Annotated in this window: 22 protein-coding genes; 21 read left to right on the top strand and 1 reads right to left on the bottom strand. The window is 56.5% G+C overall.

Annotated elements, in window-relative coordinates; all coding sequences use genetic code 11:
• Position 1 precedes the first annotated feature (1 nt).
• The 17 genes from HFP08_RS17795 to spoVM all read left to right on the top strand — a co-directional run bounded on the left by HFP08_RS17795 (position 2) and on the right by spoVM (position 16806).
• Complete coding sequence (locus HFP08_RS17795) at positions 2 to 1903, top strand: bifunctional homocysteine S-methyltransferase/methylenetetrahydrofolate reductase (protein ID WP_168122037.1); 1902 nt, start codon at positions 2 to 4, stop codon at positions 1901 to 1903.
• Positions 1904 to 2121: 218 nt separating this feature from the next.
• On the top strand, positions 2122 to 2382 hold the full coding sequence (gene remA / locus HFP08_RS17790; protein WP_005548256.1) for an extracellular matrix/biofilm regulator RemA: 261 nt from the start codon (positions 2122 to 2124) through the stop codon (positions 2380 to 2382).
• Positions 2383 to 2401: 19 nt separating this feature from the next.
• Entirely contained in the window at positions 2402 to 3013 is a 612-nt protein-coding gene (gene gmk / locus HFP08_RS17785; protein WP_168121956.1) for a guanylate kinase, read from the top strand.
• Positions 3014 to 3029: 16 nt separating this feature from the next.
• Complete coding sequence (rpoZ, locus tag HFP08_RS17780) at positions 3030 to 3239, top strand: DNA-directed RNA polymerase subunit omega (protein WP_168121955.1); 210 nt, start codon at positions 3030 to 3032, stop codon at positions 3237 to 3239.
• A gap of 208 nt (positions 3240 to 3447) precedes the next feature.
• Positions 3448 to 3969, top strand: coding sequence for a YfiT family bacillithiol transferase (locus tag HFP08_RS17775; protein ID WP_168121954.1), 522 nt, complete (start codon positions 3448 to 3450; stop codon positions 3967 to 3969).
• A gap of 54 nt (positions 3970 to 4023) precedes the next feature.
• A complete protein-coding gene (gene coaBC / locus HFP08_RS17770; protein WP_168121953.1) occupies positions 4024 to 5241 on the top strand; it encodes a bifunctional phosphopantothenoylcysteine decarboxylase/phosphopantothenate--cysteine ligase CoaBC in 1218 nt (405 codons plus the stop codon).
• The gene (gene priA, locus HFP08_RS17765) at positions 5238 to 7715 is read left to right on the top strand and encodes a primosomal protein N' (protein ID WP_168121952.1); all 2478 of its coding nucleotides are present in this window, start codon (positions 5238 to 5240) and stop codon (positions 7713 to 7715) included. The genes coaBC and priA overlap by 4 nt, the downstream gene beginning before the upstream one ends.
• Before the next feature lie 57 nt (positions 7716 to 7772).
• Positions 7773 to 8258 carry a peptide deformylase gene (gene def / locus HFP08_RS17760; RefSeq protein WP_168121951.1) on the top strand — a complete coding sequence of 162 codons (486 nt, stop codon included), beginning with the start codon at positions 7773 to 7775 and terminating at the stop codon, positions 8256 to 8258.
• 4 nt (positions 8259 to 8262) lie between these two features.
• Positions 8263 to 9243: a methionyl-tRNA formyltransferase gene (gene fmt / locus HFP08_RS17755; RefSeq protein ID WP_168121950.1), complete on the top strand. Its 981-nt coding sequence runs from the start codon at positions 8263 to 8265 to the stop codon at positions 9241 to 9243.
• Positions 9240 to 10631, top strand: a complete 1392-nt coding sequence (rsmB, locus tag HFP08_RS17750; protein WP_168121949.1) for a 16S rRNA (cytosine(967)-C(5))-methyltransferase RsmB — start codon at positions 9240 to 9242, stop codon at positions 10629 to 10631. Before fmt ends, rsmB begins: the two co-directional genes overlap by 4 nt.
• Before the next feature lie 110 nt (positions 10632 to 10741).
• Entirely contained in the window at positions 10742 to 11788 is a 1047-nt protein-coding gene (gene rlmN, locus HFP08_RS17745) for a dual-specificity RNA methyltransferase RlmN (RefSeq protein WP_168121948.1), read from the top strand.
• Between the two features lie 7 nt (positions 11789 to 11795).
• The gene (locus HFP08_RS17740) at positions 11796 to 12566 is read left to right on the top strand and encodes a Stp1/IreP family PP2C-type Ser/Thr phosphatase (protein ID WP_240941548.1); all 771 of its coding nucleotides are present in this window, start codon (positions 11796 to 11798) and stop codon (positions 12564 to 12566) included.
• A complete protein-coding gene (pknB, locus tag HFP08_RS17735; RefSeq protein ID WP_168121946.1) occupies positions 12563 to 14701 on the top strand; it encodes a Stk1 family PASTA domain-containing Ser/Thr kinase in 2139 nt (712 codons plus the stop codon). The genes HFP08_RS17740 and pknB overlap by 4 nt, the downstream gene beginning before the upstream one ends.
• Positions 14658 to 15632 (top strand): ribosome small subunit-dependent GTPase A, encoded by a 975-nt coding sequence (gene rsgA, locus HFP08_RS17730; protein ID WP_168121945.1) that lies wholly within the window; start codon positions 14658 to 14660, stop codon positions 15630 to 15632. The genes pknB and rsgA overlap by 44 nt, the downstream gene beginning before the upstream one ends.
• Before the next feature lie 6 nt (positions 15633 to 15638).
• Positions 15639 to 16283 (top strand): ribulose-phosphate 3-epimerase, encoded by a 645-nt coding sequence (rpe, locus tag HFP08_RS17725; protein ID WP_168121944.1) that lies wholly within the window; start codon positions 15639 to 15641, stop codon positions 16281 to 16283.
• 7 nt (positions 16284 to 16290) lie between these two features.
• Positions 16291 to 16572, top strand: coding sequence for a hypothetical protein (locus HFP08_RS17720; protein ID WP_168121943.1), 282 nt, complete (start codon positions 16291 to 16293; stop codon positions 16570 to 16572).
• Between the two features lie 153 nt (positions 16573 to 16725).
• The gene (gene spoVM, locus HFP08_RS17715) at positions 16726 to 16806 is read left to right on the top strand and encodes a stage V sporulation protein SpoVM (RefSeq protein ID WP_010345573.1); all 81 of its coding nucleotides are present in this window, start codon (positions 16726 to 16728) and stop codon (positions 16804 to 16806) included.
• A gap of 257 nt (positions 16807 to 17063) precedes the next feature.
• Here spoVM and rpmB read toward each other — a convergent pair whose 3' ends face one another.
• Entirely contained in the window at positions 17064 to 17252 is a 189-nt protein-coding gene (rpmB, locus tag HFP08_RS17710; protein ID WP_168121942.1) for a 50S ribosomal protein L28, read from the bottom strand.
• 244 nt (positions 17253 to 17496) lie between these two features.
• Between rpmB and HFP08_RS17705 the strand changes: the two genes are divergently transcribed.
• The 4 genes from HFP08_RS17705 to recG are packed head-to-tail and all read left to right on the top strand — an operon-like array spanning position 17497 to position 22591.
• On the top strand, positions 17497 to 17859 hold the full coding sequence (locus tag HFP08_RS17705) for an Asp23/Gls24 family envelope stress response protein (protein WP_168121941.1): 363 nt from the start codon (positions 17497 to 17499) through the stop codon (positions 17857 to 17859).
• Positions 17860 to 17874: 15 nt separating this feature from the next.
• Entirely contained in the window at positions 17875 to 19647 is a 1773-nt protein-coding gene (locus HFP08_RS17700; RefSeq protein WP_240941541.1) for a DAK2 domain-containing protein, read from the top strand.
• Positions 19648 to 19652: 5 nt separating this feature from the next.
• Positions 19653 to 20528 (top strand): DegV family protein, encoded by an 876-nt coding sequence (locus HFP08_RS17695; protein WP_346768746.1) that lies wholly within the window; start codon positions 19653 to 19655, stop codon positions 20526 to 20528.
• 8 nt (positions 20529 to 20536) lie between these two features.
• A complete protein-coding gene (recG, locus tag HFP08_RS17690) occupies positions 20537 to 22591 on the top strand; it encodes an ATP-dependent DNA helicase RecG (protein WP_168121939.1) in 2055 nt (684 codons plus the stop codon).
• Positions 22592 to 22621 lie beyond the last annotated feature (30 nt).

Here is a 22621-nt window from a genome sequence, read left to right as displayed (position 1 = left end):
CATGAGCGGCTTGCATTCTGCAAAGCAAAGCTTGCGCGAGGCGATGGCCGAGCGCTTGCTGACAGGCGACGGAGCGATGGGAACCTATCTGTATCAGATGGGGTTCCCTGTCGGCGTTTCCTACGAAGAATTGAATATTCTTCGCCCCGAAGTGATCGAGAATGTGCATCGTCAATATTATGAGGCGGGAGCAAGGGTGCTCGAGACGAACACCTTCTCCGCGAATGTGGAGAAGCTGGCGATTCACGGTCTGGAAAGCGAGATGGAGGCGATTAACCGCGCTGGCGTGCGTGCGGCGAGAAAGGCTGCGGGCTCTGACGCTTACATTGTCGGAGCGGTTGGCTCCATCCGCGACGGCAAGCTGAAAAATCTCCGCACGACCAAAGCCCAGGAGGCCTATCGGCGCCATATGCTCGCATTGCTGGAGGAGGGCGTTGACGGCATCCTGCTCGAAACCTTCTATAACTTGAAGGAGATGAAGCTGGCGCTTGACATCGCGAGATCTCTGACCGATATCCCGATCATTTGCCAATTCGCGGTCGAGGATGTGGGCCGGACGCAGGACGGCGTCCAGCTTCATGAAGCGTTCCGCCAGCTCGGCGAGCTTGGGGCGGATGTGGTCGGGTTCAATTGCCGGAGCGGTCCGAACGGCATTCTGCGCGCGATCGACGCCGTGGAAGGGCCTGTCCCTCTGCCGATGTCCGTGTTCCCGAATGCCGGCATTCCCGACTATGTGGACGGCAAATACACCTATTCCGCGGGGCCGGATTATTTTGCGGAATGCGCTCGCAGATTTGCGGATCGAGGCGCGAGAATTATCGGCGGCTGCTGCGGGACAACCCCGGAGCATATTGCCGCGATCTCCGCTTCGCTTGCCGAATATTCGCCGCAGCTAGGGCTCGCGGAGCCTTCCGCAAGAAAGCGGCAGGAGAGCGTCGAGATCAAGCCGCATAAGCAGGGTACGGGCTTGGCGGAGGAGCCGGCGGTCTCTGCTCCTTCCATCGTGGAGCTGGTGAAGGAGCGTCATACCGTAATCGTCGAGCTGGACCCGCCGCGCGATCTCGATATCGGGAAATTCATGGCGGGCGCCGAAGCGTTGAAGGATGCGAAGGTGGACGCGGTAACGATGGCGGATAATTCGCTCGCCGTTACCCGTATGAGCAATCTGGCGCTAGCCGCCCTCGTGCAAGAGAGAATAGGCATTCGGCCGCTTGTTCATATCGCTTGCCGCGATCGCAATCTAATTGGAACGCAGTCGCATATGATGGGACTCGACGCGCTGGGCATCGATCATATTCTGGCGGTAACGGGCGATCCCGCGAGATTCGGGGATTTGCCCGATTCTTCCTCGGTTTATGATCTGACCTCCTTCGAGATGATTCGCATGATCAAGCAGCTGAACGAAGGTCTGGCATTCTCCGGCAAGCCGCTGAAGCAAAAGGCGAATTTCGTCGTCGGTGCGGCCTTTAATCCGAATGTCAAGCATCTGGACAAGGCGGTGCAGCGGCTCGAGCGCAAGATCGCTTCCGGCGCGGACTATATTATGACGCAGCCAATCTATGACCCGGCCTTGTTCGAACGCGTGGCCGAAGCGACGAAGCATCTCGATATTCCGATATTCGTCGGCATCATGCCGCTTGCGAACGGACGCAACGCCGAATACTTGCATAACGAGGTGCCGGGCATTCAGCTTTCGGACGAGGTCCGCAGAAGAATGGCGGGGCTTGAAGGAGCGGAGGGAAGGGCGGAAGGCGTGAAAATCGCGCAGGAATTGCTCGACGCCGCGATGCCGCTTTTCAACGGAATCTACTTGCTTACGCCGTTTTTGTTCTATGAAATGGCCGCGCAATTAACCGAATATGTATGGAAGTATACCGGGAAGAAGAAGCTGCAGGTCCAGTGAAAAAGAGGCAAATTCGAATTTTTGCTTGTTCGCGGGAGCAAAATCAATTAGAATAAGGCATAAGTTGGAGATCTGGACATAAGCGTTTGCGTATGCAGTCCATCATTATTGTCAACAATAGGATAATAGTTTTGACGTGAATCGGGAGAGTTTTCTGTGAAAAGTCGCTTGGACGTATCCGGCTTTGAAGATTGTCCGCAAGCGGAGGGGGATCAAGCTTGGCTATTAAGCTTATTAATATCGGATTTGGAAACATCGTTTCCGCGAATCGCATTATTTCCATTGTCAGCCCGGAATCGGCGCCGATCAAACGCATTATTCAGGAGGCGCGCGATCGGCACATGCTGATCGACGCAACTTACGGGAGGCGCACGCGCGCGGTTATTATTACAGACAGCGATCATGTTATTCTATCAGCAGTACAGCCGGAGACGGTTGCCCATCGTTTATCCACCAAGGATGACGATAACGACGAATAGTACGGGGAGCTTGGAACAAATGGGATTGTTAATTGTTTTGTCCGGCCCTGCCGGAGTGGGGAAAGGCACGGTATGCACTGCACTGCGCAGCAAGATGCCCGATATCGTCTATTCCGTATCCGCTACAACCAGGCAGCCGAGACAGGGCGAGGTAGACGGCGTTAATTATTTCTTTAAAACCCGGGAGCAGTTCAAGGACATGATTGCCCGCGACGCGCTTCTCGAGCATGCCGAATATGTCGGCAATTATTACGGCACGCCAAGAGATTTCGTGGATCGAACGCTCGCGGGCGGCCAGGATGTCATTCTGGAGATCGAGGTGCAGGGCGCGCTTAAGGTGAAGGACAAATTTCCCGAGGCGATCTTCATCTTCCTGCTGCCGCCTTCTCTGGATGAGCTGAAGCAGCGCATTACCGGACGGGGAACGGAATCCCAGGACATCATCAATTCGCGAATGAACGTTGCCGTTGAAGAGATGAATCTGCTTCGCCATTATGATTATGCGGTTATGAATGACGAGATCGACGCGGCCTGCGACAAGATTCGCAGCATTATTATCGCCGAGCATTGCCGCAGAGAACGGATTATGTCTTCCATGTCCGAGATCAAGGTTGCTACCAAGAAAGCATGAGTGAGGAGAATGTTCAATGTTGTATCCGTCCATTGACGAAATGGTGAAGAAGGTCGACAGCAAATACACGCTTGTCGTCGCAGCCTCACGGAGAGCCCGCATGCTTCGCAACGGCGAGAAGTCCGAGCTTGCGAATGCGCGCTCGCACAAATTCGTTGGCGTAGCGCTCGAGGAAATCTACGGAGATATTGTGCAAGTGATCAGCTTGCCGACGAAGGAAGATTAGATTCAGGCAGGACACCGAGGGAGCGTCGCTGATAACAGCGGACGCTCCTTTTTGGCATAGCGTTCACCATGCGATGTCATTTCGGCATTTGCGATCGTCTTCGCTCTGTTTGCATTTGCTCGTGTTTCGAGCGGGATGTGGTATGATAAGAACAGAATGCTTCAGCAGCAGGTATTGCTTCAAAAAACTTTTTTTGGAGGGATTTCTTATGGAGCCATTGCGATACCCGATTGGCAGATTTCAATATGAGGGCATGTCTTCGGCGCTGCGCGAACAATGGATCGCCGAGATTGAAAGCCAGCCCCAGCGGTTGAAGGAGCTGACCCAAGGCTTAAGCGACGATCAATTGGATACACCGTATCGCGGCGGAGGCTGGACGGTGCGCCAGATCATCCATCATATCGCGGACTCATCCATGAATTGTTTTACGAGATTCAAGCTTGCGCTGACGGAGGATAATCCTACGATCAAACCCTTCAATGACAAATGGGCTATGACGGCGGACAGTCTGGGGGCGGCTCCGGGGCCGAGTCTGCTTATGCTTGAGGGTATTCATATAAGATGGATTCTTTTGCTTCGATCGATGAAGCACGCAGAGTTCGAGAGGCAATTCTATCATCCGGAGCTGGGCAAGCAATTGAAGCTGTCTTATTTCCTCGGCTACGTGGCATGGCATGGGAATCATCATATCGCTCATATTAGCAGCTTGATGGAACGCAAGGAGTGGTAAGCGCTGTCCAAGCTTGGGATGAGCTTGGACTTATATAGAATAGGAGTGGACAGCATGATGCAAGGGAAAACCATCCTTCTTGGCGTAACTGGAGGAATTGCGGCATACAAAGCCGCCGCTCTGTGCAGCAGGCTGACGCAGGCAGGCGCGAATGTGCATGTTATTATGACGGAAGCGGCAACAAAATTCATAACGCCGTTGACGCTTCAGACCTTATCCCGCAACGCGGTGCATGTGGATACCTTCGATGAACGGGATCCCTCGGTCGTCTCCCATATCGATCTGGCGGATCATGCCGATTTTGTCGTCATCGCGCCGGCGACGGCCAATGCGATCGCAAAGCTTGCGGGCGGCTTCGGAGACGACATGTTAAGCACGACGCTTCTGGCGGCAACCTGCCCGATTCTTATCGCGCCTGCGATGAATGTACATATGTATGAGCACCCCGCGGTCGTGCGCAATATGGAGCTGCTGGCATCGCGCGGCGTCATGTTCGTCGAACCGGGAACCGGCCAGCTCGCCTGCGGTTATGTGGCGAAGGGCAGGCTGGCGGAGCCGGAGGACATCGTTGCCGCCGTGGAGCAGTGGTTCGGACGCGGCGGGCTGTTGAAGGGCAAGAAGCTCCTCGTTACCGCGGGAGGCACGATCGAGAGGCTTGATCCCGTAAGATATCTCACGAATGATTCCTCGGGCAAAATGGGCTTTGCGATTGCCGAGGCCGCAAGCCTGATGGGCGCGGAGGTCACGCTGGTGGCGGGCCGCGTATCCGTGAAGCCGCCCGCGGGCGTGCGGCTGATCGAAGCGCCATCGGCGGCGGAGATGCTGGAGGCGGTCACGGCGCTGTTCCCGGAGGCTGATCTTACTGTGAAGGCGGCGGCGGTTGCGGATTATCGCCCTCTTGCCGTCTCCGAGCATAAGATGAAGAAGAGCGGCGACAAGCTTATTCTGGAGCTGGAGCGAACAACGGATATTTTGCAGACGCTGGGCGAGATGAAGCAGCCGCATCAGCTGCTTGTCGGCTTTGCCGCAGAGACTGAGAATCTGGAGCAATATGCGATGGACAAGCTATGGCGGAAAAACTGCGATCTCGTCGCGGTCAATCCCGTCAATCGGCCGGGAGCGGGCTTCAATGGAGATACGAATCTGCTGTTTATATACGATTCGAACGGACTTGTGGAGGAGCTGCCCCTATTGTCGAAGCGCGAGGCCGCAAGGCGGCTGCTGGATATCGCGGTCGAGCGGCTTAAGGATGTCGGGAGAGATCGCGCATGATTGCCAAAGTGATTGTTGATGTGCCGAGCCGTCAGACGGATCGGCCTTTTGATTATGAGGTGCCGGGGGCGATGGAGGAATGGATTGCGATCGGAAGCCGGGTCGGCGTTCCGTTCGGCGGACGCACGCTGCAAGGCTTTGTCATCGGCTTGGCGGAGCAATCGTCCCTTCCCTCCTCCAGGCTGAAGCCTGTAGCTGAGCTGCTCGACGGCGTTCCGCCTTTGCTGCCGGATATGATCGAGCTGTCCGAGTGGCTGAGCGCCAAATATTGCTGCTCGCGCATTCAAGCGCTGCAAGCGATGATTCCCGCCGCGCTGAAGGGCAAGGAGGAGCGAAGGATCGGACTCGGCGACGAGGACGCGCCGCATGGGCTTTCCAAGGAGCTCATGGAGTGGCTGGGCGAACAAGCGGGACTTGTGAAGCTCGACGCGCTGCTCGAGCGTTTTCCGGATCAAGCTCGGATGATGAAGGGGGCGCTGCAAAGCGGAGCGCTCCTTCAGCAAGCGGCAATCAAGGATCGACTGGCCGCGCGCAAGGTGCAGACGGTGTTTCTGCCCGAAAGCCGGGAGGAGGCCGAGCGGGCGCTGGAGGCTCTTGGCGCCAAGGCGGCCAAGCAGCGCGCGGCGCTTTCCTATTTGCTGGAGCACGGCGGCCCGATGTCGATTCAGGCTCTCGCCGCCGCTTCCGGCGCCTCTCCCGCAAGCATCCGGTCGCTCGTCGACAAGGGACTGCTGATTATGAGGGAGGTGGTCAGCGAGCGGGACCCTTTCGCGCATCGCGAGTTCGAGCGGACGGAGCCGTTGCCGCTGACGGCGACGCAGCAGGCGGTCTTCCGTCGCATAGCGAATGCTCTCGATGCGGGGCAAGCGGATGTCATGCTGCTTCATGGCGTGACGGGAAGCGGGAAGACGGAGGTTTATCTGCAATCGATCGCGAATTGCTTGAAGCAGGAGAGACAGGCGATCGTGCTCGTGCCGGAAATCGCCCTTACGCCCCAGATGGTGGAGCGCTTCAAAGGACGCTTCGGAGAGGCGGTCGCCGTGCTGCATAGTCGCCTCTCGAACGGAGAGAAGCTGGATGAGTGGCGAAAAATCCGCTCCGGAAGAGCCAGGGTGGCGATCGGCGCGCGATCGGCGATATTCGCTCCGTTCGAGCGAATCGGTCTTGTTATCATCGATGAGGAGCATGAATCGTCCTACAAGCAGGAGGAGAGCCCGAAGTATCATGCGCGCGAGGTTGCGGTGCGGCGCGCGAAGCAGCATGGAGCCGTCGTCGTGCTGGGCTCCGCCACGCCATCGCTCGAATCGTTCGCGGCGGCGAACCGGTCCCCCGCTCCCGGACAGGAGCCCATGCTTCTGTCGATGGCCGAGCGGGTGGGCGGCCGCCCGTTGCCGTCCGTGGATATCGTCGATATGCGGGAGGAGCTGCGGGACGGAAATCGCTCGATGTTCAGCCGAAGATTGCATGAGGCGCTGCTCGCGAGACTGGAACGGGGCGAGCAATCCGTGCTGCTTCTTAATCGCAGAGGCTACTCGACCTTCGTGATGTGCCGCTCCTGCGGCTATACGGCTACATGCCCGCATTGCGACATATCGCTTACCTTCCATCAGAAGGCGCGTCAGATGCGCTGCCATTATTGCGGCCATGCGGAGCAGGCGCCCGCGACATGTCCCTCCTGCGAGAGCGAGCATATTCGCTACTTCGGCACCGGCACGCAGAAGGTCGAGGAGGAGCTGGCGAGGCTGTTCCCGGGCATTCGCGTCATCCGCATGGATGTGGACACGACAAGCGAGAAGCATGCCCACGAGAAGCTGCTGAAGACATTCGGGGATCGGAAGGGCGATGTGCTGCTTGGCACCCAGATGGTGGCGAAAGGTCTGGATTTCCCCTTTGTTACGCTCGTAGGCGTTATTGCGGCCGACACCTCGCTCAATCTTCCCGACTTCCGCGCCGCGGAACGGACCTTCCAATTGCTTACGCAGGTGGCGGGACGAGCGGGGCGACATCATCTGCAAGGCGAGGTCATTGTGCAGAGCTACTCTCCGGAGCATTATGCGATCACGACGGCCAGAGAGCATGATTACGAGGCCTTCGTTCGCGAGGAGCTGCGCCATCGCTCGCAAATGGGCTATCCGCCTTACTGCAGGCTGGTGCTGGTGACGATGTCGCATGAGCAGCTTGCGCTGCTTGCGGAGGTTGGTCAGAGCTTCGCCGCGGAGCTTAGGGCGCTTGCCGAGCATGAGGGCGTGCTCGCGCCGCTGCACAGCGGTCTGCCGAGAGCGCTTGAAATTCTCGGTCCCGTAGCTTCGCCGATCGCGAGAATGAAAGATCGCTACCGTTTTCAATGTGTGATAAAATATCGGGGAAGCATAGATGCGTCCGCGCTTGTGCGCCGCGCGCTGCAGCCGTTCACGGAAGGGACGCAGCAGAGCGTCCTGTTCAGCGTAGATGTGGATCCGCAGGTTATTTTGTAAGATGTAGTTCAACACGTATTGTATGAGATTAAATTAGGAAAAGGCAGGGAATATAGCATGAGTATTCGATTGATTGTGAAGGACCCGGATCCGGTATTGCGCGAGGTCGCCAAAGAGGTTACGAAATTCAATTCGAACCTGAAGAAGCTGCTGAAGGATATGGCGGAGACGATGTATGATGCGGAAGGCGTGGGCCTTGCTGCGCCGCAGATCGGCATTTCGAAGCGCGTAATCGTCGTGGACATCGGAGACGAAAGCGGTCTGTTCGAAATGGTCAATCCGGTGATCGCAGAGCAAGACGGGGAACAGGTTGGGCCCGAAGGCTGTCTGAGCATTCCGAATTTGAACGGCGAGGTGAAACGCGCGGATCGCATTGTCGTTCAAGGTCAGAACAGTGACGGCGAACCGATCTCGATTGAAGCGAGCGGTTATCTCTCAAGGGCGTTCCAGCATGAGATTGATCATCTCAACGGTATTCTGTTCACGGATCTGGCCATCAGCGTCTACGATATTTCGGAACGAAAAAATAAAGGGAGCGAATAGCTTCATGCGCATTGTATTCATGGGAACACCCGAGTTTGCGATTCCGTCCTTGAAGCTGCTCGTCGAGCAGGGCCGCGACGTTGTCGCGGTCGTGACACAGCCGGATCGGCCGAAGGGCCGCAAGAAGACGCTCACGCCGCCGCCTGTGAAGGAAGCGGCGTTGTCGTTCGGGCTGCCGGTGCTGCAGCCGGAGCGCATGCGCAGCGAGGAGGCGGTCGCCGAGCTGGCGGCTTACCGGCCGGAGCTCATCGTCACGGCGGCATACGGTCAGATTCTGCCGAAGGCGGTGCTGGAACTGCCTCGTCTCGGCTGCATTAACGTTCACGGGTCGCTGCTGCCGAAGTATCGCGGCGGCGCGCCGATACAGCGTTCGATTATAAACGGCGAGGCCTCGACCGGCGTGACGATTATGTATATGGCGGCGGGACTCGATACGGGCGATATGATCGCCTCCGTGGAGCTGCCCATTCTCGAGGAGGATACCTCCGGCACGATGTTCGAGAAGCTGAGCGCTGCCGGAGCGAAGCTTCTGGGGGAGACTCTTCCGTCGATTATGGACGGAACGGCGGCGAGAGTGCCTCAGAACGAGGAGGAGGCCACTTATGCGCCGAACCTTTCCCGCGAGGATGAGCGAATGGATTGGAGCAAGTCCGCGCGCGCCATCTTCAATCAGGTGCGCGGCTTGTCGCCGATGGCGGGAGCGTTCACCACTCTTCAAGGCGAGGTGTTCAAGGTTCGGGCTTGCTCGGTGCTGAGCGGCGAGCAAGAGCTCAAGGCGGCTGAGAAAGCGGCTGATCAGTTGCAAGCCGGCTGCGGGACGGTGGTTGCGACCGGCGCTGCAGGGATCGTGGTCCGAACCGGAGACGGCTTCCTGCTGCTGCGGGAGATTCAGCCCGCCGGCAAGCGCGCGATGGACGCGGGAGAATGGCTCAAAGGCGCGCGGCTTGAGTCGGGCACCTCGCTTGGCCAAGGAGACGCGCGATGAGCGGCGGCAATCGGAAGAAGCCGGGCACGCCGAGAGAAGTCGCGCTCGATATCCTAGTGAAGGTAAGCGGCTCCGGCGCTTACAGCAATTTGCAGATTAAGCGCGCGCTTCAGGATACGGCGCTCTCGCGGGCCGACGCGGGTCTTGTGACGGAGCTCGTGTACGGCACGATCGGCAGGCAATTGACTCTCGATCATTGGCTGGAGCGTTTCGTGGCCAAGGGCTTGCGCAAGCTGGAGCCATGGGTGCATCAGTTGCTTCGGCTAAGCGCCTATCAGCTGCTCTATCTCGACCGTATTCCGGCGCATGCCGCCGTCAATGAAGCGGTAGCCATCGCGAAGCGGAGAGGCCATACCGGCATCTCCGGCATGGTGAACGGCGTCTTGCGCAATATGGATCGCAATCGCGCCGAGCTGGTCCCATCGCGTATTCAATTGAAGGATAGCGTCGCGACCATCGCACTGCGGCATTCCTATCCGGAATGGCTCGTGAGGCGATGGGCGGATACATACGGTGAGGAGACGGCGGAGGACATCTGCGCGGCGGGCAATGAACAGCCCCATGCCAGCATCAGGGTCAACTCGTTCCTTGCCGCGCGCGACCAGCTGCTTCGGGAGCTGCAGGCGGAAGACGTTGACGCCGAAGCCTCCAAGCTTTCCCCCCATGGCATTCTCATTCGATCCGGCGGCAATCTCGCGGACAGCGAGCTCTTCAAGCAGGGCAAATGCTCGCTTCAAGACGAGAGCTCCATGCTGGTGGCGGCCGTTCTCGCTCCCGAGCCCGGCATGAAGGTGCTCGATTGCTGCGCGGCTCCCGGGGGCAAGAGCGCTCATATCGGGGAGCTGATGCAAGGCAAGGGCAAGGTGTGGGCGAATGATCTGCATGCCCACAAGCGGGAGCTGATCGTGCAGCAGACGGAGCGGCTGAAGCTCCGCAACGTCGAAGCGATCGTCGGCGACGCGGCGAAGCTTCGCGAACGATTCGCGGAGAACTCGATGGACGCGGTTCTGCTTGACGCTCCATGCACCGGCTTCGGCGTGATCAGGCGGAAGCCCGAGATCAAATGGACGAAGACGGAGAGCGACATCCGCGAGATTGCGGTCTTGCAGGGTCAATTGCTCGAAGAAGCTTGCGCGCTGGTGAAGCCCGGCGGCATTCTCGTGTACAGCACGTGCACGATCGAGAAGGAAGAGAACGAGAAGCAGATCGCTCGCTTCCTGGAGGCGCATTCCGAATTTGCACTCGATTCGGCCTGGCCCGAGTCCGTCTTGAAGGCGCTTGGAGAAGCAGGCGTTATTGATGACAGCTTCGACGGTCAGGCTCAGCTGCTGCCGCAGCATTTCGGCAGCGACGGCTTCTTCATCGCGCGCATGAGAAGACGCCCCTAAAGGGCTTGTTATGGCTCGATATGGGCGTTTGTGGTAGAATAGATCGGTGACAGCGGCAAGATCCGCCATTTGGCGACCGCTGGCCCTATATTGAAATTAGGTGTGATGAGATGAAACCATTTATTTATGACTATACGCTGGATCAGCTTCAAGACTGGATGAAAGAGAACGGGGAGGCCGCCTTCCGGGCGGAGCAGCTCTTCGACTGGATCTATGTGAAGCGCGTCACAAGCTTCGAGGATATGACGAATTTGTCCAAGGGCATGCGCGAGAAGCTGGCCGAGCATTTCCAATTCGTCGCCTTGCAGGAGATTACGAAGTTTGAATCCAAGGACGGCACCGTCAAGTTTCTGTTCGGTCTGCATGACGCCCACGCCATTGAAACGGTCATTATGCGCCACAACTACGGCAACAGCGTCTGCGTGACGACTCAGGTCGGCTGCCGGATCGGCTGCACCTTCTGCGCCTCTACGCTCGGCGGCCTAAAGCGCAATCTCACTGCCGGCGAGATCGTCGCGCAGGTGGTTACCGCTCAGAAGATGCTAGACGCAACGGGCGAGCGGGTATCGAGCATCGTCATTATGGGCTCGGGAGAGCCGTTCGAGAATTACGACGCCACGATGACTTTCTTGCGGAATATGATTCATGAGAAGGGGCTGCATATCGGTCAGCGCCATATTACGGTGTCTACGAGCGGAATCGTGCCAAGCATGTATAAGTTCGCAGACGAGAATACGCAGATCAATCTCGCCTTGTCGATTCATGCGCCGAACGACAAGCTTCGTTCCAAGCTGATGCCCGTCAACAGACGCTTCCCGTTCGAGGACGTCATCGAAGCCTGTCATTACTATATCGCGAAGACGGGACGGCGCATTACGTTCGAATACGCGCTTATCGGCGGCGTGAACGATCAGCCGGAGCATGCGGAGGAGCTGGCCGGCGTACTGAAGGATATGCTCTGCCATGTTAATCTTATTCCGGTCAACCATGTGCCGGAGCGCAATTACGTGCGCACGCCGCGCGAGGATATCTTCGAATTCCAGCGCATTCTCGAGCGCAATAAGATCAATGCAACAATCCGCAGGGAGCAAGGCCATGACATTGCGGCGGCATGCGGACAATTACGGGCAAAACATATGGAGTCCACGACGAGGTGATCGCGCATTGTTAACGGCAAACCGCAGTAATATCGGACGTGTTCGGCAAGTGAACGAGGACGAGTCCTGGGTGGGACAGCTCGATAACGGCGTCACGCTGGCTATCGTTGCAGACGGTATGGGGGGGCATCAAGCTGGCGACGTCGCCAGCTCGCTGGCGGTAAGCTCCTTCCGTCAAGCATTGGAGAAAAATGCGGGAAAATCGAACCTGAGCGTGGAAGAATGCAGAATGATGATTCGTCAAGCGATAAGCGAAGCGAACGAGGCGATCTATGCGCTGGCTTCCAAGAATGAGAGCTATCACAATATGGGCACGACTATTGTGGCCGCTCTCATCCATGACGCGCATGCGGTTATCGGACATGTCGGCGACAGCCGGGCTTACAAGGTGGCAGGGGGCGGTATGGAGCTTCTTACTGCCGACCATTCGCTTGTGAACGAGCTCGTGAAATCGGGCCAGCTCAGCCTGGAGGAGGCGCTGCATCATCCGCGGCGGAATGTGCTGACCCGGGCAATCGGCACGGATTCACAGGTGAGCATCGACGTGCAAACGATGGAATGGTCATCCGGAGACGTTCTTCTGCTCTGCAGCGACGGACTTACGAATATGGTCAGCGAGGAGCAGATGCTCACGACCGTCTCGAGCGGAGAGATGGACCTGGAAGCGAAGGCGGATCATCTTATCCAGCTTGCGCTTGAGGCGGGCGGAGACGATAATGTCACTCTTGTGCTTCTGCAAGAGGCTTCCGCCGCGATGCGAGAGGAGCGATCCTTATGATTGGACATGATTTGGGCGGACGCTACGAGATTGTAACAAGAATCGGCGGAGGCGGCATGGCGCTGGTCTACAAGGCGCATGATGTGCTGCTTAACCGCAACGTCGCCGTTAAGGTGCTTCGCCAGCAGTTCGTGAACGACGAAGAATTCATTCGCCGTTTCAGGCGCGAAGCGCAGTCAGCGGCCGCGTTGTCTCATCCGAATGTTGTCAGCATCTACGATGTCGGACAGGAGGATGACATTCATTATATCGTCATGGAATATGTCGAAGGCAATAATCTGAATGAAATCATACAAGAACGCGCTCCGCTGCAAACCGAGGAAGCCGTCCGCATCGCCATGCAAATTTGCGACGCTCTCGAGCATGCGCATCAGAATCATATTATTCATAGAGACATCAAGCCTCATAATATATTAATCGGCAATAACGGACGCGTGAAGGTAACCGACTTCGGCATTGCCCGCGCCGCAACCTCTTCAACGATTACGCAGACGGGCTCTGTTGTCGGCTCCGTCCATTATTTCTCGCCCGAGCACGCGAAGGGCATTAACACCGGCACGAAATCCGATATCTATTCCCTGGGGATCGTGCTGTACCAGATGCTTACCGGCAAGCTGCCGTTTCTCGGCGAAAGCCCGATATCGGTAGCGCTCAAGCATTTGCAGGAGCCGTTCGAGGATCCCCGCGTCGGCAATCCGCATATCCCGCAAAGCGTGGAGAACGTCATTCTGAAGGCGATGCGCAAAAATCCCGATGAACGCTACGACTCCGCGCATGAAATGCTCATTGACCTGGATACTTGCCTGCGGCCGGAGCGGCTGAGCGAGTCTAAAATAACGTTCGCGCATTTCAACGATATGGACGAAACGAGAATTATGCCGGCCATTCGAAGAGACGCGTCAGAAGCTTCCGGCGATCGCACAGGGCGGAGAGAGGCGGTTGTTTCTTCCGATACCGATGTGCAGTGGCGGGAAGAGTCTGCCGAGAAACGGTCGAGGGGCTGGACCAAGCCTCTGTCCATTGTAGGCATAACGCTGTTGCTGCTGGCGGGCGTGATCGCCGGCTTCATCTGGATTCTGGGGCAGCTCGATACGGAAGAGGTTCCCGTGCCGAGTGTGGTAGGGATGTCGGAGCAGGATGCCAGGGTAAAGCTGGCCGAGGTTGGCCTCAAGGTGGAGGAGCCCATTACACGGGAGTATCAGGCGGACACGCCTGAGGGCATTGTATTCGAACAGACGAAGATGAATATGAGCGTGAAGAAGGGCTCGTCGATCAAGCTGTCCGTCAGCGACGGTCCCGTCAAGAAGGAGCTTGACAATTATGTGGGCCAGAAGCTCAGCAGCGCGAAGGAGGACTTGACCGCTCTCGGCTTCGACGAGGATCGGATCAAAACGAAATACGAGCACAGCGACGAGCCCGCCGAGCAAATTCTTGAGCAGACGCCCCAGCAGGGCGAGCTCTTGGATCCGCTCCAGGATGAAGTTTCCTTCGTCGTCAGCAGCGGGCCGGAGACGGTGGAGATGCCGGATCTTGTCGACAAAGAGCTGAGCGATGTGAAGAAGCTGCTGAAGTCGCTTGATCTGGTGCTGAACGAAGAGGATATGGTGGAACAGCCGAGCTATGTCGTAGAGAAGAATCATGTCATCAGCATGGATAATTACAATGCGGGAGACCAGGTTCCGAAGGGCTCCGGCGTCAGCGTTACCGTAAGCACCGGCCAACCCCAAGACGCGAAAAACTATACGTTCAATGTTCGCATCTCTCCTGCCAACGCCGGCAAGACGAGCGAAGTGAAAATTCTGATCTCGGATGCGCGCGGCGAAAGCCTGGACGGCGGCACGATGACCATTTCCGATACGGCTGATATTCCCGTAACCGTCGTTCTTGCGCCGGATACGGTTGCGATTGTAACGGTATATCGCGACAAGGATTTCATGGATTCGAAGAAAATTACGTACGAAGAAGCAGCCTCGGGCTCGGATTCGAATTTGACCATTCCGGGCAATGAAGGAGAACCAACCGAGCAGCCGACGGAAAGCGAACAGCCGACCGGCGGAGACGAGCCGGTTGGGGCGGAGGGTATTGACGGCAATGACCAGAATCAATCGGAAGTCCAAACAACAGGAACCCCGTAAGAAGACGGGAGGCGGCTCGTTTCGCAAGGGTCTGATCGTGAAGGCGCTCAGCGGCTATTATTATGTTCGCGGGGATGAGGAAGCTCGCAGCTCCGAAACGGTGCAATGCCGTGCGAGAGGCGTATTCAAAAAACGAGGCGAATCGCCGCTCGTCGGCGATCAAGTGATGTTCAGCTTGACGGAGAACGGGGAAGGAGCGGTGGAAGAGCTGCTCCCCCGCTCCTCGGAGCTGATTCGTCCTCCCGTCGCGAATATTGATCTGGCGATCTTGGTGTTCTCCGTGTCCGAGCCCGATCTTAATCTGCAGTTGCTGGACAAGTTCCTGGTGCATATCGAGCATGCCGGCATTCCGGCGATACTATGTCTGAGCAAGCGGGATTTGGAAGTTGACGGAGAGCGTTCGGAGGAGGCTGCGGCTGCGGCGTCCTCCGTTAATCGTATATACCGGGCGATCGGCTACGAGGTGTTCGGGACCAGCTCCCGCAAGCGCGATGGAATCGAGGAGCTTCGTCAGCGCATTCGAGGACATCTGGCGGTATTCGCCGGCCAATCCGGCGTTGGGAAGTCATCTCTGCTAAACGCGATTGTACCGGGCCTTACGCTCGAAACGAATGAGATCAGCGATCGCCTCGGGAGAGGCAAGCATACGACAAGACATGTGGAATTGATCGATATCGACGGGGCCTATGTGGCGGATACGCCGGGCTTCAGTCAGCTGGATTTCGGCGAGCTCGGCGTGGAGGATTTGAGCTATTGCTTTGTGGAGATGCGCGAGCTGTCGCCATCCTGCAAATTCCGAGGCTGCACGCATGCTCATGAGCCAGGCTGCGCGGTTATTGAAGCGGTGGAGCAAGGCGCGATCGAGAAGAGCCGCTATCAGCATTATTTGTTGTTCCTGGAGGAAATGAAAGAAATGAAACGGAGGTACTGATAACACATGACAATTATTGCTCCTTCCATATTATCAGCGGACTTCGCCAAGCTGGGCGAGGAGATCAGGGAAATCGAAGCGGCAGGAGGAGACTGGATTCATGTTGATGTCATGGACGGGCATTATGTTCCCAATATGACCTTCGGTCCGCCCGTCATCTCGGCGGTTCGATCTTCAACCGCGCTGCCGTTCGATGTTCATCTCATGATTGAGAAGCCGGAGCTTTCCCTTGCGGATTATATCGATGCGGGCGCGGACAGGGTAACCGTTCATGCCGAAGCCTGCACGCATCTGCACAGAACGGTTCATTTCATTAAGGAGAAGGGCCTTCCCGCGGGTGTTGCGCTGAATCCCGCAACGCCCGTAAGCGTGCTGGAGCCGATTATTCAGGATCTGGATCTTGTGCTGATCATGACGGTAAATCCGGGCTTCGGCGGTCAGAGCTTTATTCCTTATTCGCTGGTCAAGCTTCGTCAATTGAAGGCGATGCTGGATGAGCGCGGGATTGCGGGAGTTCATATTCAAGTCGATGGAGGCATCAATGCCGAGACGTCGCGGCTTGTTCGCGAAGCAGGCGCGAATGTGCTCGTGGCCGGGAATGCCATCTTCTGCGAGAAGGATCGTTCCGCGGCCATCGCGGCGCTGCGCTAGTCGGTCCATGAGAGATTTCACCTTCAAGACGATGCTGTGGGTGCTGCTCTATTCGTTCCTGGCCGGTTTTTCGCTGTCCATCTTCGCGCAGATGGACGCTGTCGTCCGATATATTTTCTCCCTGCTTGCCCTGTATATCGGCATACGTTTTTTTCGTCGATTCGAAACGATAGGGATGCGCGTGCTGTTCGTCGTTCTCGCTATCGTATTCTATTTCGTATCGGCCATCGGCTTCTCCTTCTATTTCTACATGCAGGATCATCCGGAATTGATGACAAGCACCCTTTAAGCGCGCATTCAAAAAGTTCGATTTTCCGCCCGAGAAGCCGCTTTCGGAGCGCTTATGATGGAATAGGACATTACTTCTTCGCATAGGATGTTTACATGAGCGCAGGATTTGTCACGGATCAATTTCACGAGCGTGTCTGAGGAGGGATGAGGCATGAAATTTTATACAATCAAACTGCCTAAATTTCTTGGAGGTTTCGTTAAGGCGATTTTGAATACGTTCCAAAAAAATTAATGCGGATGCCGTTTTTCGATGAGTATGCTGCTCCTATGACTACAGAAAAGACAGGATCTTCAGAGAACGGCGCAGTCATTTCACCTCCGGTTTGCTGCGACGGAAAAAAATAAAAGCACCTGAATGCTCAGGTGCTTTTGTCTATGGCTTGAAATATAAGAACGTGCAATGCTTGGCGCACCGCACAGAATCTATATTTCAACGCGAGAGCGCTGCCGCAAGCGGGGCTTGCCGCAATCGTTCTCGCTGCAGGTTTGTTACACGCGGGTAACTTGACCGGATTTCAACGCGCGCGCGCTGACGTATACACGCTTCGGCTTGCCGTTAACGAGAATGCGAACCTTCTGCACGTTAACGCCCCAAGTGCGACGCGTCTTATTGTTAGCGTGGGACACGTTGTTTCCTTGACGCGGCGATTTGCCGGTTAGATAACATTTGCGGGACATGACTACACCTCCTAAAAAGTTTTGTGAAGCAAAACCTCACTTCGAAAGCATATGCTTCAGCATGTGCGATTTTTCAATGTTCATTTGATATTACACCTGGCACTTTAAACACACTTGAATATCGTATCACAAACGATGTTGCGGTTCAACATTTATCTTCGTTAAAGGTTCGACTTCATAACGGTATTGATTTATAGTACAATGTAACATAGTCCATAATATTAATAGTAGGGAGTGCATGTCCATGCAACTGCAGCTGAGTACCGAGCTTGGCTCTATTCATATTACCGATCAATGCATTGCCGTGTTAGCCGGCTCCGCAGCCATGGATTGTTATGGACTGGTTGGAATGGCTTCGCGGAATGGATTGAAGGACGGATTCGCCGAGCTGCTCGGGAGAGAGAATATGTCCCGCGGAGTGGTGGTAAGACGGGATGCGGACCGGCTGCTCATCGAGCTTTACATTATCGTGAGCTACGGAACGAAAATTTCCGAGGTTGCGCACAACATTCAATCCAAAGTTTCGTATGTGTTGAACCAGATCATGGGACTCAGCATCGATGAGGTCCATATATTCGTACAAGACGTCAGGGTATCAAGCTATTAGGAAGGGGAATTTTCATTGGGTAAACGATCTATAAACGGATCCGATTTTGCCGCGATGGCATTGCTTGGTGCTGAGCTATTACAACAACATGCAGATCATGTAAACGCATTGAACGTGTTTCCGGTGCCGGACGGCGATACCGGCACGAACATGAATTTAACGATGAGCTCCGGTGTCAGAGAGCTTCGCAGCAGACCTTCCGAGCATATCGGGAAAGCCGCCGAGGCTCTTTCCAAGGGGCTGCTGATGGGCGCCAGGGGGAATTCGGGCGTTATCCTCTCTCAATTGTTCCGCGGCTTCTCGCGGTCATTGCACAGCTTGCAGGAGGCGAGCGCGACCGAGCTTGCGGCAGCTCTTCAGCATGGCGTGGATCTCGCGTACAAAGCGGTCGTGAAGCCTGTGGAAGGGACGATTCTCACCGTTGCCAGAGAAGCTGCCAAGCATGCCGTTCAATATGCCCGCCGCGGGGCGGATGCGGTCGATTTGATGAACGAGGTTCACCGCAAAGCGCATGAGGCGCTTCAGCGCACGCCGGAGCAGCTTCCCGTGCTGAAGCAGGTTGGCGTAGTGGATTCCGGAGGCCAAGGCCTGGTCTACATCTACGAAGGCTTCGTTCGCTGCCTGTCCGCTTCGGAGAGCGGCAGCTACCAGGAGCTCTTCTATTCGCCTTCCGAGGCGGCGCTGCCAGAAGAGGTTGCGTTGCCGGAATCGACGCGGGGCGTGAAGTCGATGAACGAACCCGGCTCGGCGCAAGGCCGATTATCGACTGAAGCGATAGAGTTTTTATATGACATGGAGTTCTTCATTAATCGGAAATATGCGGGCAAAACTGCGCCGAGATTTGATGAATCCGCTTTCAAAAGAGCGCTTGGCAAAGATGGGGATTCCATCCTTGTCATTGTTGAAGAGGATATCATTAAAGTGCATGTTCATTCCCGAAAGCCGGGGGATGTGCTTACATTATCTCTTCCTTACGGGGAATTGACAGATCTTCATATCTTAAACATGCGCGAGCAGCATCGCGAGCTTCTGCAAGAAGAAAGCTCCGCCGATGCTGCGAATCTGGCAGCGGCGGAACTGCTGTCGGGACAAGCGATTAACGGTCTGCCTCCCGCTCCGGTATTCGAGAAAGCGCCTTACGGCATTATCGCGGTGGCGTTGGGAGAAGGAATTACGGAGCTGTTCTTGTCAAGCGACGTGGACACGGTGCTGTCCGGCGGCCAGACGATGAATCCCAGCACGGAGGATTTCGTGAATGCGATCGAAGCGTTGTCGGCGCATCATATCTTCCTGCTGCCGAACAACGGCAATATTATTCTTGCGGCCGAGCAGGCAGCGGAGCTTAGCGAACGGAACGTAACCGTCATTCCTTCGCGAACCGTGCCGCAGGGGCTCGCCGCGCTGCTGGCCTTCAAGGAAGAGGATTCGGCGGAGCGGAACGCGGAGCAGATGCGCCTCGCAACCGAAGGGGTCGTCTCCGGTCAAGTGACCCGGGCGGTAAGGGATACCGCGATCGACGGCGTGGATATCCAGGAAGGCGATTATATCGGCATCAAGGAGAAGGCGATTGTCGTCTCGCAGAGCGAGCTTCTGCCAGCGTGTCAAGCATTGCTTGCCATTATGCTGGACGGCGGCGGAGATCTGCTTACGTTGCTGACTGGCGAAGAAGCAGATGCGGTCGTCACGGAGCAGTTGTCAGCCTGGATCGAAGAACAATATCCGGACCTTGAGCTTGAGGTGCATGACGGCGGGCAGCCGCTCTATCCGTATTTGTTCGCGGTGGAATAATGTTGATGGATTCAAATGGAGGGGATGACATGGGCAAGGTGCGCATTGTGACCGACAGCACATCGGATATTCCTGTCGAGGTTAGACGCCGGCTTGGCATTGAAATGATTCCTCTAAGGGTGCTGTTCGGAGAGGAAGCTTTCCTCGATGCCGTTACGATCGAGCCCGAGCAGCTGTTCGCGAAAATTCAGAGCTCGTCAACATTCCCAACAACCTCGCAGCCTTCTCCCGTGGAATTCGAGGAGGTCTATGAGCGATTGTTGTCCGAATCTCCTCATTCTCCCATTATCTCCATTCATCTGGCTTCCGTTCTCAGCGGCACTTATCAGTCTGCTCGCATTGCGAGCTCGGCTTTCGAGGAACGGGATATTACCGTGGTGAATTCCTGCTCGGCTTCCTACGGCATCGGCATGCTTGTCGTGAAGGCGGCGGAGATGGCGGAAGCCGGCAGCTCTCGAGATGAGATTTTGGCGGAAATCGATCGTTTGCGCAAGGATACCCAGGTTTTCTTCCTGGTGGATACATTGGAATTTTTGCAGAAGGGCGGCCGCATCGGCAAAGCGTCGGCGCTGATCGGTTCGATTCTGAATATTAAGCCGATCCTGTCTCTCGACAGCGACGGCACGGTATTCCCAACGGATAAGGTGCGGGGGAGCAAGAAGGCGATTGGCCGAATTACGGAGCTGCTGAAGCAGAGCTTCGGCGACGATCCCGTTCGAGTTATTCTGGCGTGGACGGACAGCCAGCCTCCGGCGATGGAGCTTGGGGAGAGGGTGAAGGCGGAGCTTAACGTGCAGGAGATCGGCTACACGACGGTGGGCTCTGTGATCGGACTTCACGCCGGGCCCGGAACCTCTGCCGTATTTGTGAATAGGGTGTGAAGCAAGGAATGTTGAAGCTGAATCAAATACCAATTAAACAGCTCAAAGGCGTGAGCGCTCAGAAGGAAGGCGAGCTTCACGCCTTTGGCGTGCATACCGTCGCGGATTTGCTCGACTACTTTCCGTACCGCTACGAGGATTACCGGGTGCGCGAGCTCTCCGAGGTGAAGAGCGGAGAGAAGGCGACGGTGCTTGGCGTCATTCGCGGCGCTCCGCTGTTGCAGCGTTACGGGAAGGGCAAATCGCGTCTGACCTGCAAGGTGGAGACGGGAGGTCTGCTCGTCACGGCCGTCTGGTTCAATCGGCATTATTTGCAGGAGCAGCTGCAGTTGAATCGCGAAATTACGCTGACCGGCAAATGGGAGCAAAGCCGTCTTCAGATTACGGTATCGCAGTCCGAGTTCCCGGATAGCGCGAAGAACGCGAAGTCGGATTCGCTACAGCCGGTCTACTCGGTCGGGGGCAGCATTACGCAAGTCTGGATCAAAAAGCAGATCTTGTCTGCCTTGACTCATTACGGCTCCATGATCGAGGAGGTTTTGCCCTTCGAGCTTCTGCAGGAGCATAAGCTTATGTCCCGTGCGGAAGCGGTCAGATGCATTCATCTGCCGGGGGACACGGGAAAGGGGCAGGAGGCTCGCCGCCGAATGGTGTATGAAGAGCTGTTTCTGTTCCAGTTGAAGCTGCAGGCTTACCGCGCGATGAATCGCAGCCGCCATGACGGCATTTCCATTCGCGTCGACAGCGAAACCATTCGCAGCTTCGCGGCGTCGCTTCCCTTCGAATTGACCGATGCGCAGAAGAAGGTCGTCAATGAAATTCTTCTCGACATGCGTCGAGACTACAGTATGAATCGCCTGCTTCAGGGCGATGTCGGCTCGGGGAAGACGGTGGTGGCCGCCATCGCGCTGTATGGAGCCGTCAAGGCGGGTTATCAGGGCGCGTTGATGGTGCCGACGGAAATACTGGCGGAGCAGCATGCGAAGTCGCTGCAGAAGCTCTTCGGCGAGTCGGGCCCGCAGGTGGGGCTGCTGACGGGGAGCTTGACGGACCGCAGGCGCAGGGATGTGCGGGCAGGACTGCAGATGGGGCTCATCGATGTGGCCGTCGGCACGCATGCGCTGATTCAAGACGATGTGCATTTCCGGGATCTCGGTCTTGTCGTGACGGACGAGCAGCATCGCTTCGGGGTGAATCAGAGGAGTATTCTAAGGCGCAAGGGACCAAGTCCCGACGTGCTCACGATGACGGCCACTCCGATTCCCCGCACGCTGGCGATTACGGCGTTCGGCGATATGGATGTGTCGACGATCAAGGAAATGCCCAAGGGACGCAAGCCGATCAAGACGTATTGGGTGAAGCACTCGGCCATGGAGCGGGTGTACGGCTTCATTCGCAGGGAGGCCGCGGAGGGGAGGCAAGCCTATGTCATTTGTCCGCTGATTGAAGAGTCGGAGAAGCTGGATGTGCAGAACGCAATCGATGTGTATGTTCAGATGCAGCAAGCCTTCCCCGATCTGGTCGTTGGTTTGCTGCACGGCAGACTGTCTGCGGGGGAGAAGGAGGAAGTGATGTCGGGGTTCGCTTCGGGCGAAGCCCAGGTGCTTGTGGCGACCACTGTCGTCGAAGTCGGCGTCGATGTGCCGAACGCCTCTCTCATCGTCATTATGGACGCGGAGCGCTTCGGCCTCTCCCAGCTTCATCAGCTTCGCGGCAGAGTGGGGCGCGGCGAGCAGCAATCCCACTGTATTCTCATTGCAGATCCGAAATCGGAGAACGGCAAGGAGCGGATGCAGGTCATGACGGAGACGAATGACGGCTTCGAGGTGGCAAGGCGGGATCTCGAACTTCGCGGTCCCGGCGATTTCTTCGGCACGAAGCAGAGCGGCGTTCCGGAATTCAAGCTGGCGGATATGGTGAGCGATTACGATGTGCTCGAGCTTGCCCGCGAGAATGCGGGGAGGCTGGTCGAACGCGAGGATTTCTGGAGCAATGAGGCTTATGCCAAATTATGCTCCATACTGCGCAAGGATCAAATTTTTCAGGGCGAGCAGCTGGATTAGGCAACTATTCACCTTCATCGGCATATAGTT

The sequence above is a fragment of the Paenibacillus sp. HB172176 genome (genome assembly GCF_011947265.1).
GTDB lineage: Bacteria > Bacillota > Bacilli > Paenibacillales > Paenibacillaceae > Pristimantibacillus.
The sequence above is the reverse complement of the archived record's forward strand: the minus strand, read 5'-3'. Positions and strand labels throughout refer to the sequence as shown.

Bases quoted from the DNA above. Each gene is read 5' to 3' on its own strand.
- HFP08_RS17795 (WP_168122037.1), top strand. From the start codon at position 2: ATGAGCGGCTTGCATTCTGCAAAGCAAAGCTTGCGCGAGGCGATGGCC.
- rpe (WP_168121944.1), top strand. From the start codon at position 15,639: ATGACAATTATTGCTCCTTCCATATTATCAGCGGACTTCGCCAAGCTG.
- recG (WP_168121939.1), top strand. From the start codon at position 20,537: ATGTTGAAGCTGAATCAAATACCAATTAAACAGCTCAAAGGCGTGAGC.
- HFP08_RS17720 (WP_168121943.1), top strand. From the start codon at position 16,291: ATGAGAGATTTCACCTTCAAGACGATGCTGTGGGTGCTGCTCTATTCG.
- def (WP_168121951.1), top strand. From the start codon at position 7,773: ATGAGTATTCGATTGATTGTGAAGGACCCGGATCCGGTATTGCGCGAG.
- spoVM (WP_010345573.1), top strand. From the start codon at position 16,726: ATGAAATTTTATACAATCAAACTGCCTAAATTTCTTGGAGGTTTCGTT.
- HFP08_RS17775 (WP_168121954.1), top strand. From the start codon at position 3,448: ATGGAGCCATTGCGATACCCGATTGGCAGATTTCAATATGAGGGCATG.
- rpoZ (WP_168121955.1), top strand. From the start codon at position 3,030: ATGTTGTATCCGTCCATTGACGAAATGGTGAAGAAGGTCGACAGCAAA.
- rsgA (WP_168121945.1), top strand. From the start codon at position 14,658: ATGACCAGAATCAATCGGAAGTCCAAACAACAGGAACCCCGTAAGAAG.
- HFP08_RS17695 (WP_346768746.1), top strand. From the start codon at position 19,653: ATGGATTCAAATGGAGGGGATGACATGGGCAAGGTGCGCATTGTGACC.
- rpmB (WP_168121942.1), bottom strand. From the start codon at position 17,252: ATGTCCCGCAAATGTTATCTAACCGGCAAATCGCCGCGTCAAGGAAAC.
- gmk (WP_168121956.1), top strand. From the start codon at position 2,402: ATGGGATTGTTAATTGTTTTGTCCGGCCCTGCCGGAGTGGGGAAAGGC.
- HFP08_RS17705 (WP_168121941.1), top strand. From the start codon at position 17,497: ATGCAACTGCAGCTGAGTACCGAGCTTGGCTCTATTCATATTACCGAT.
- fmt (WP_168121950.1), top strand. From the start codon at position 8,263: ATGCGCATTGTATTCATGGGAACACCCGAGTTTGCGATTCCGTCCTTG.
- priA (WP_168121952.1), top strand. From the start codon at position 5,238: ATGATTGCCAAAGTGATTGTTGATGTGCCGAGCCGTCAGACGGATCGG.
- pknB (WP_168121946.1), top strand. From the start codon at position 12,563: ATGATTGGACATGATTTGGGCGGACGCTACGAGATTGTAACAAGAATC.
- coaBC (WP_168121953.1), top strand. From the start codon at position 4,024: ATGATGCAAGGGAAAACCATCCTTCTTGGCGTAACTGGAGGAATTGCG.
- rlmN (WP_168121948.1), top strand. From the start codon at position 10,742: ATGAAACCATTTATTTATGACTATACGCTGGATCAGCTTCAAGACTGG.
- rsmB (WP_168121949.1), top strand. From the start codon at position 9,240: ATGAGCGGCGGCAATCGGAAGAAGCCGGGCACGCCGAGAGAAGTCGCG.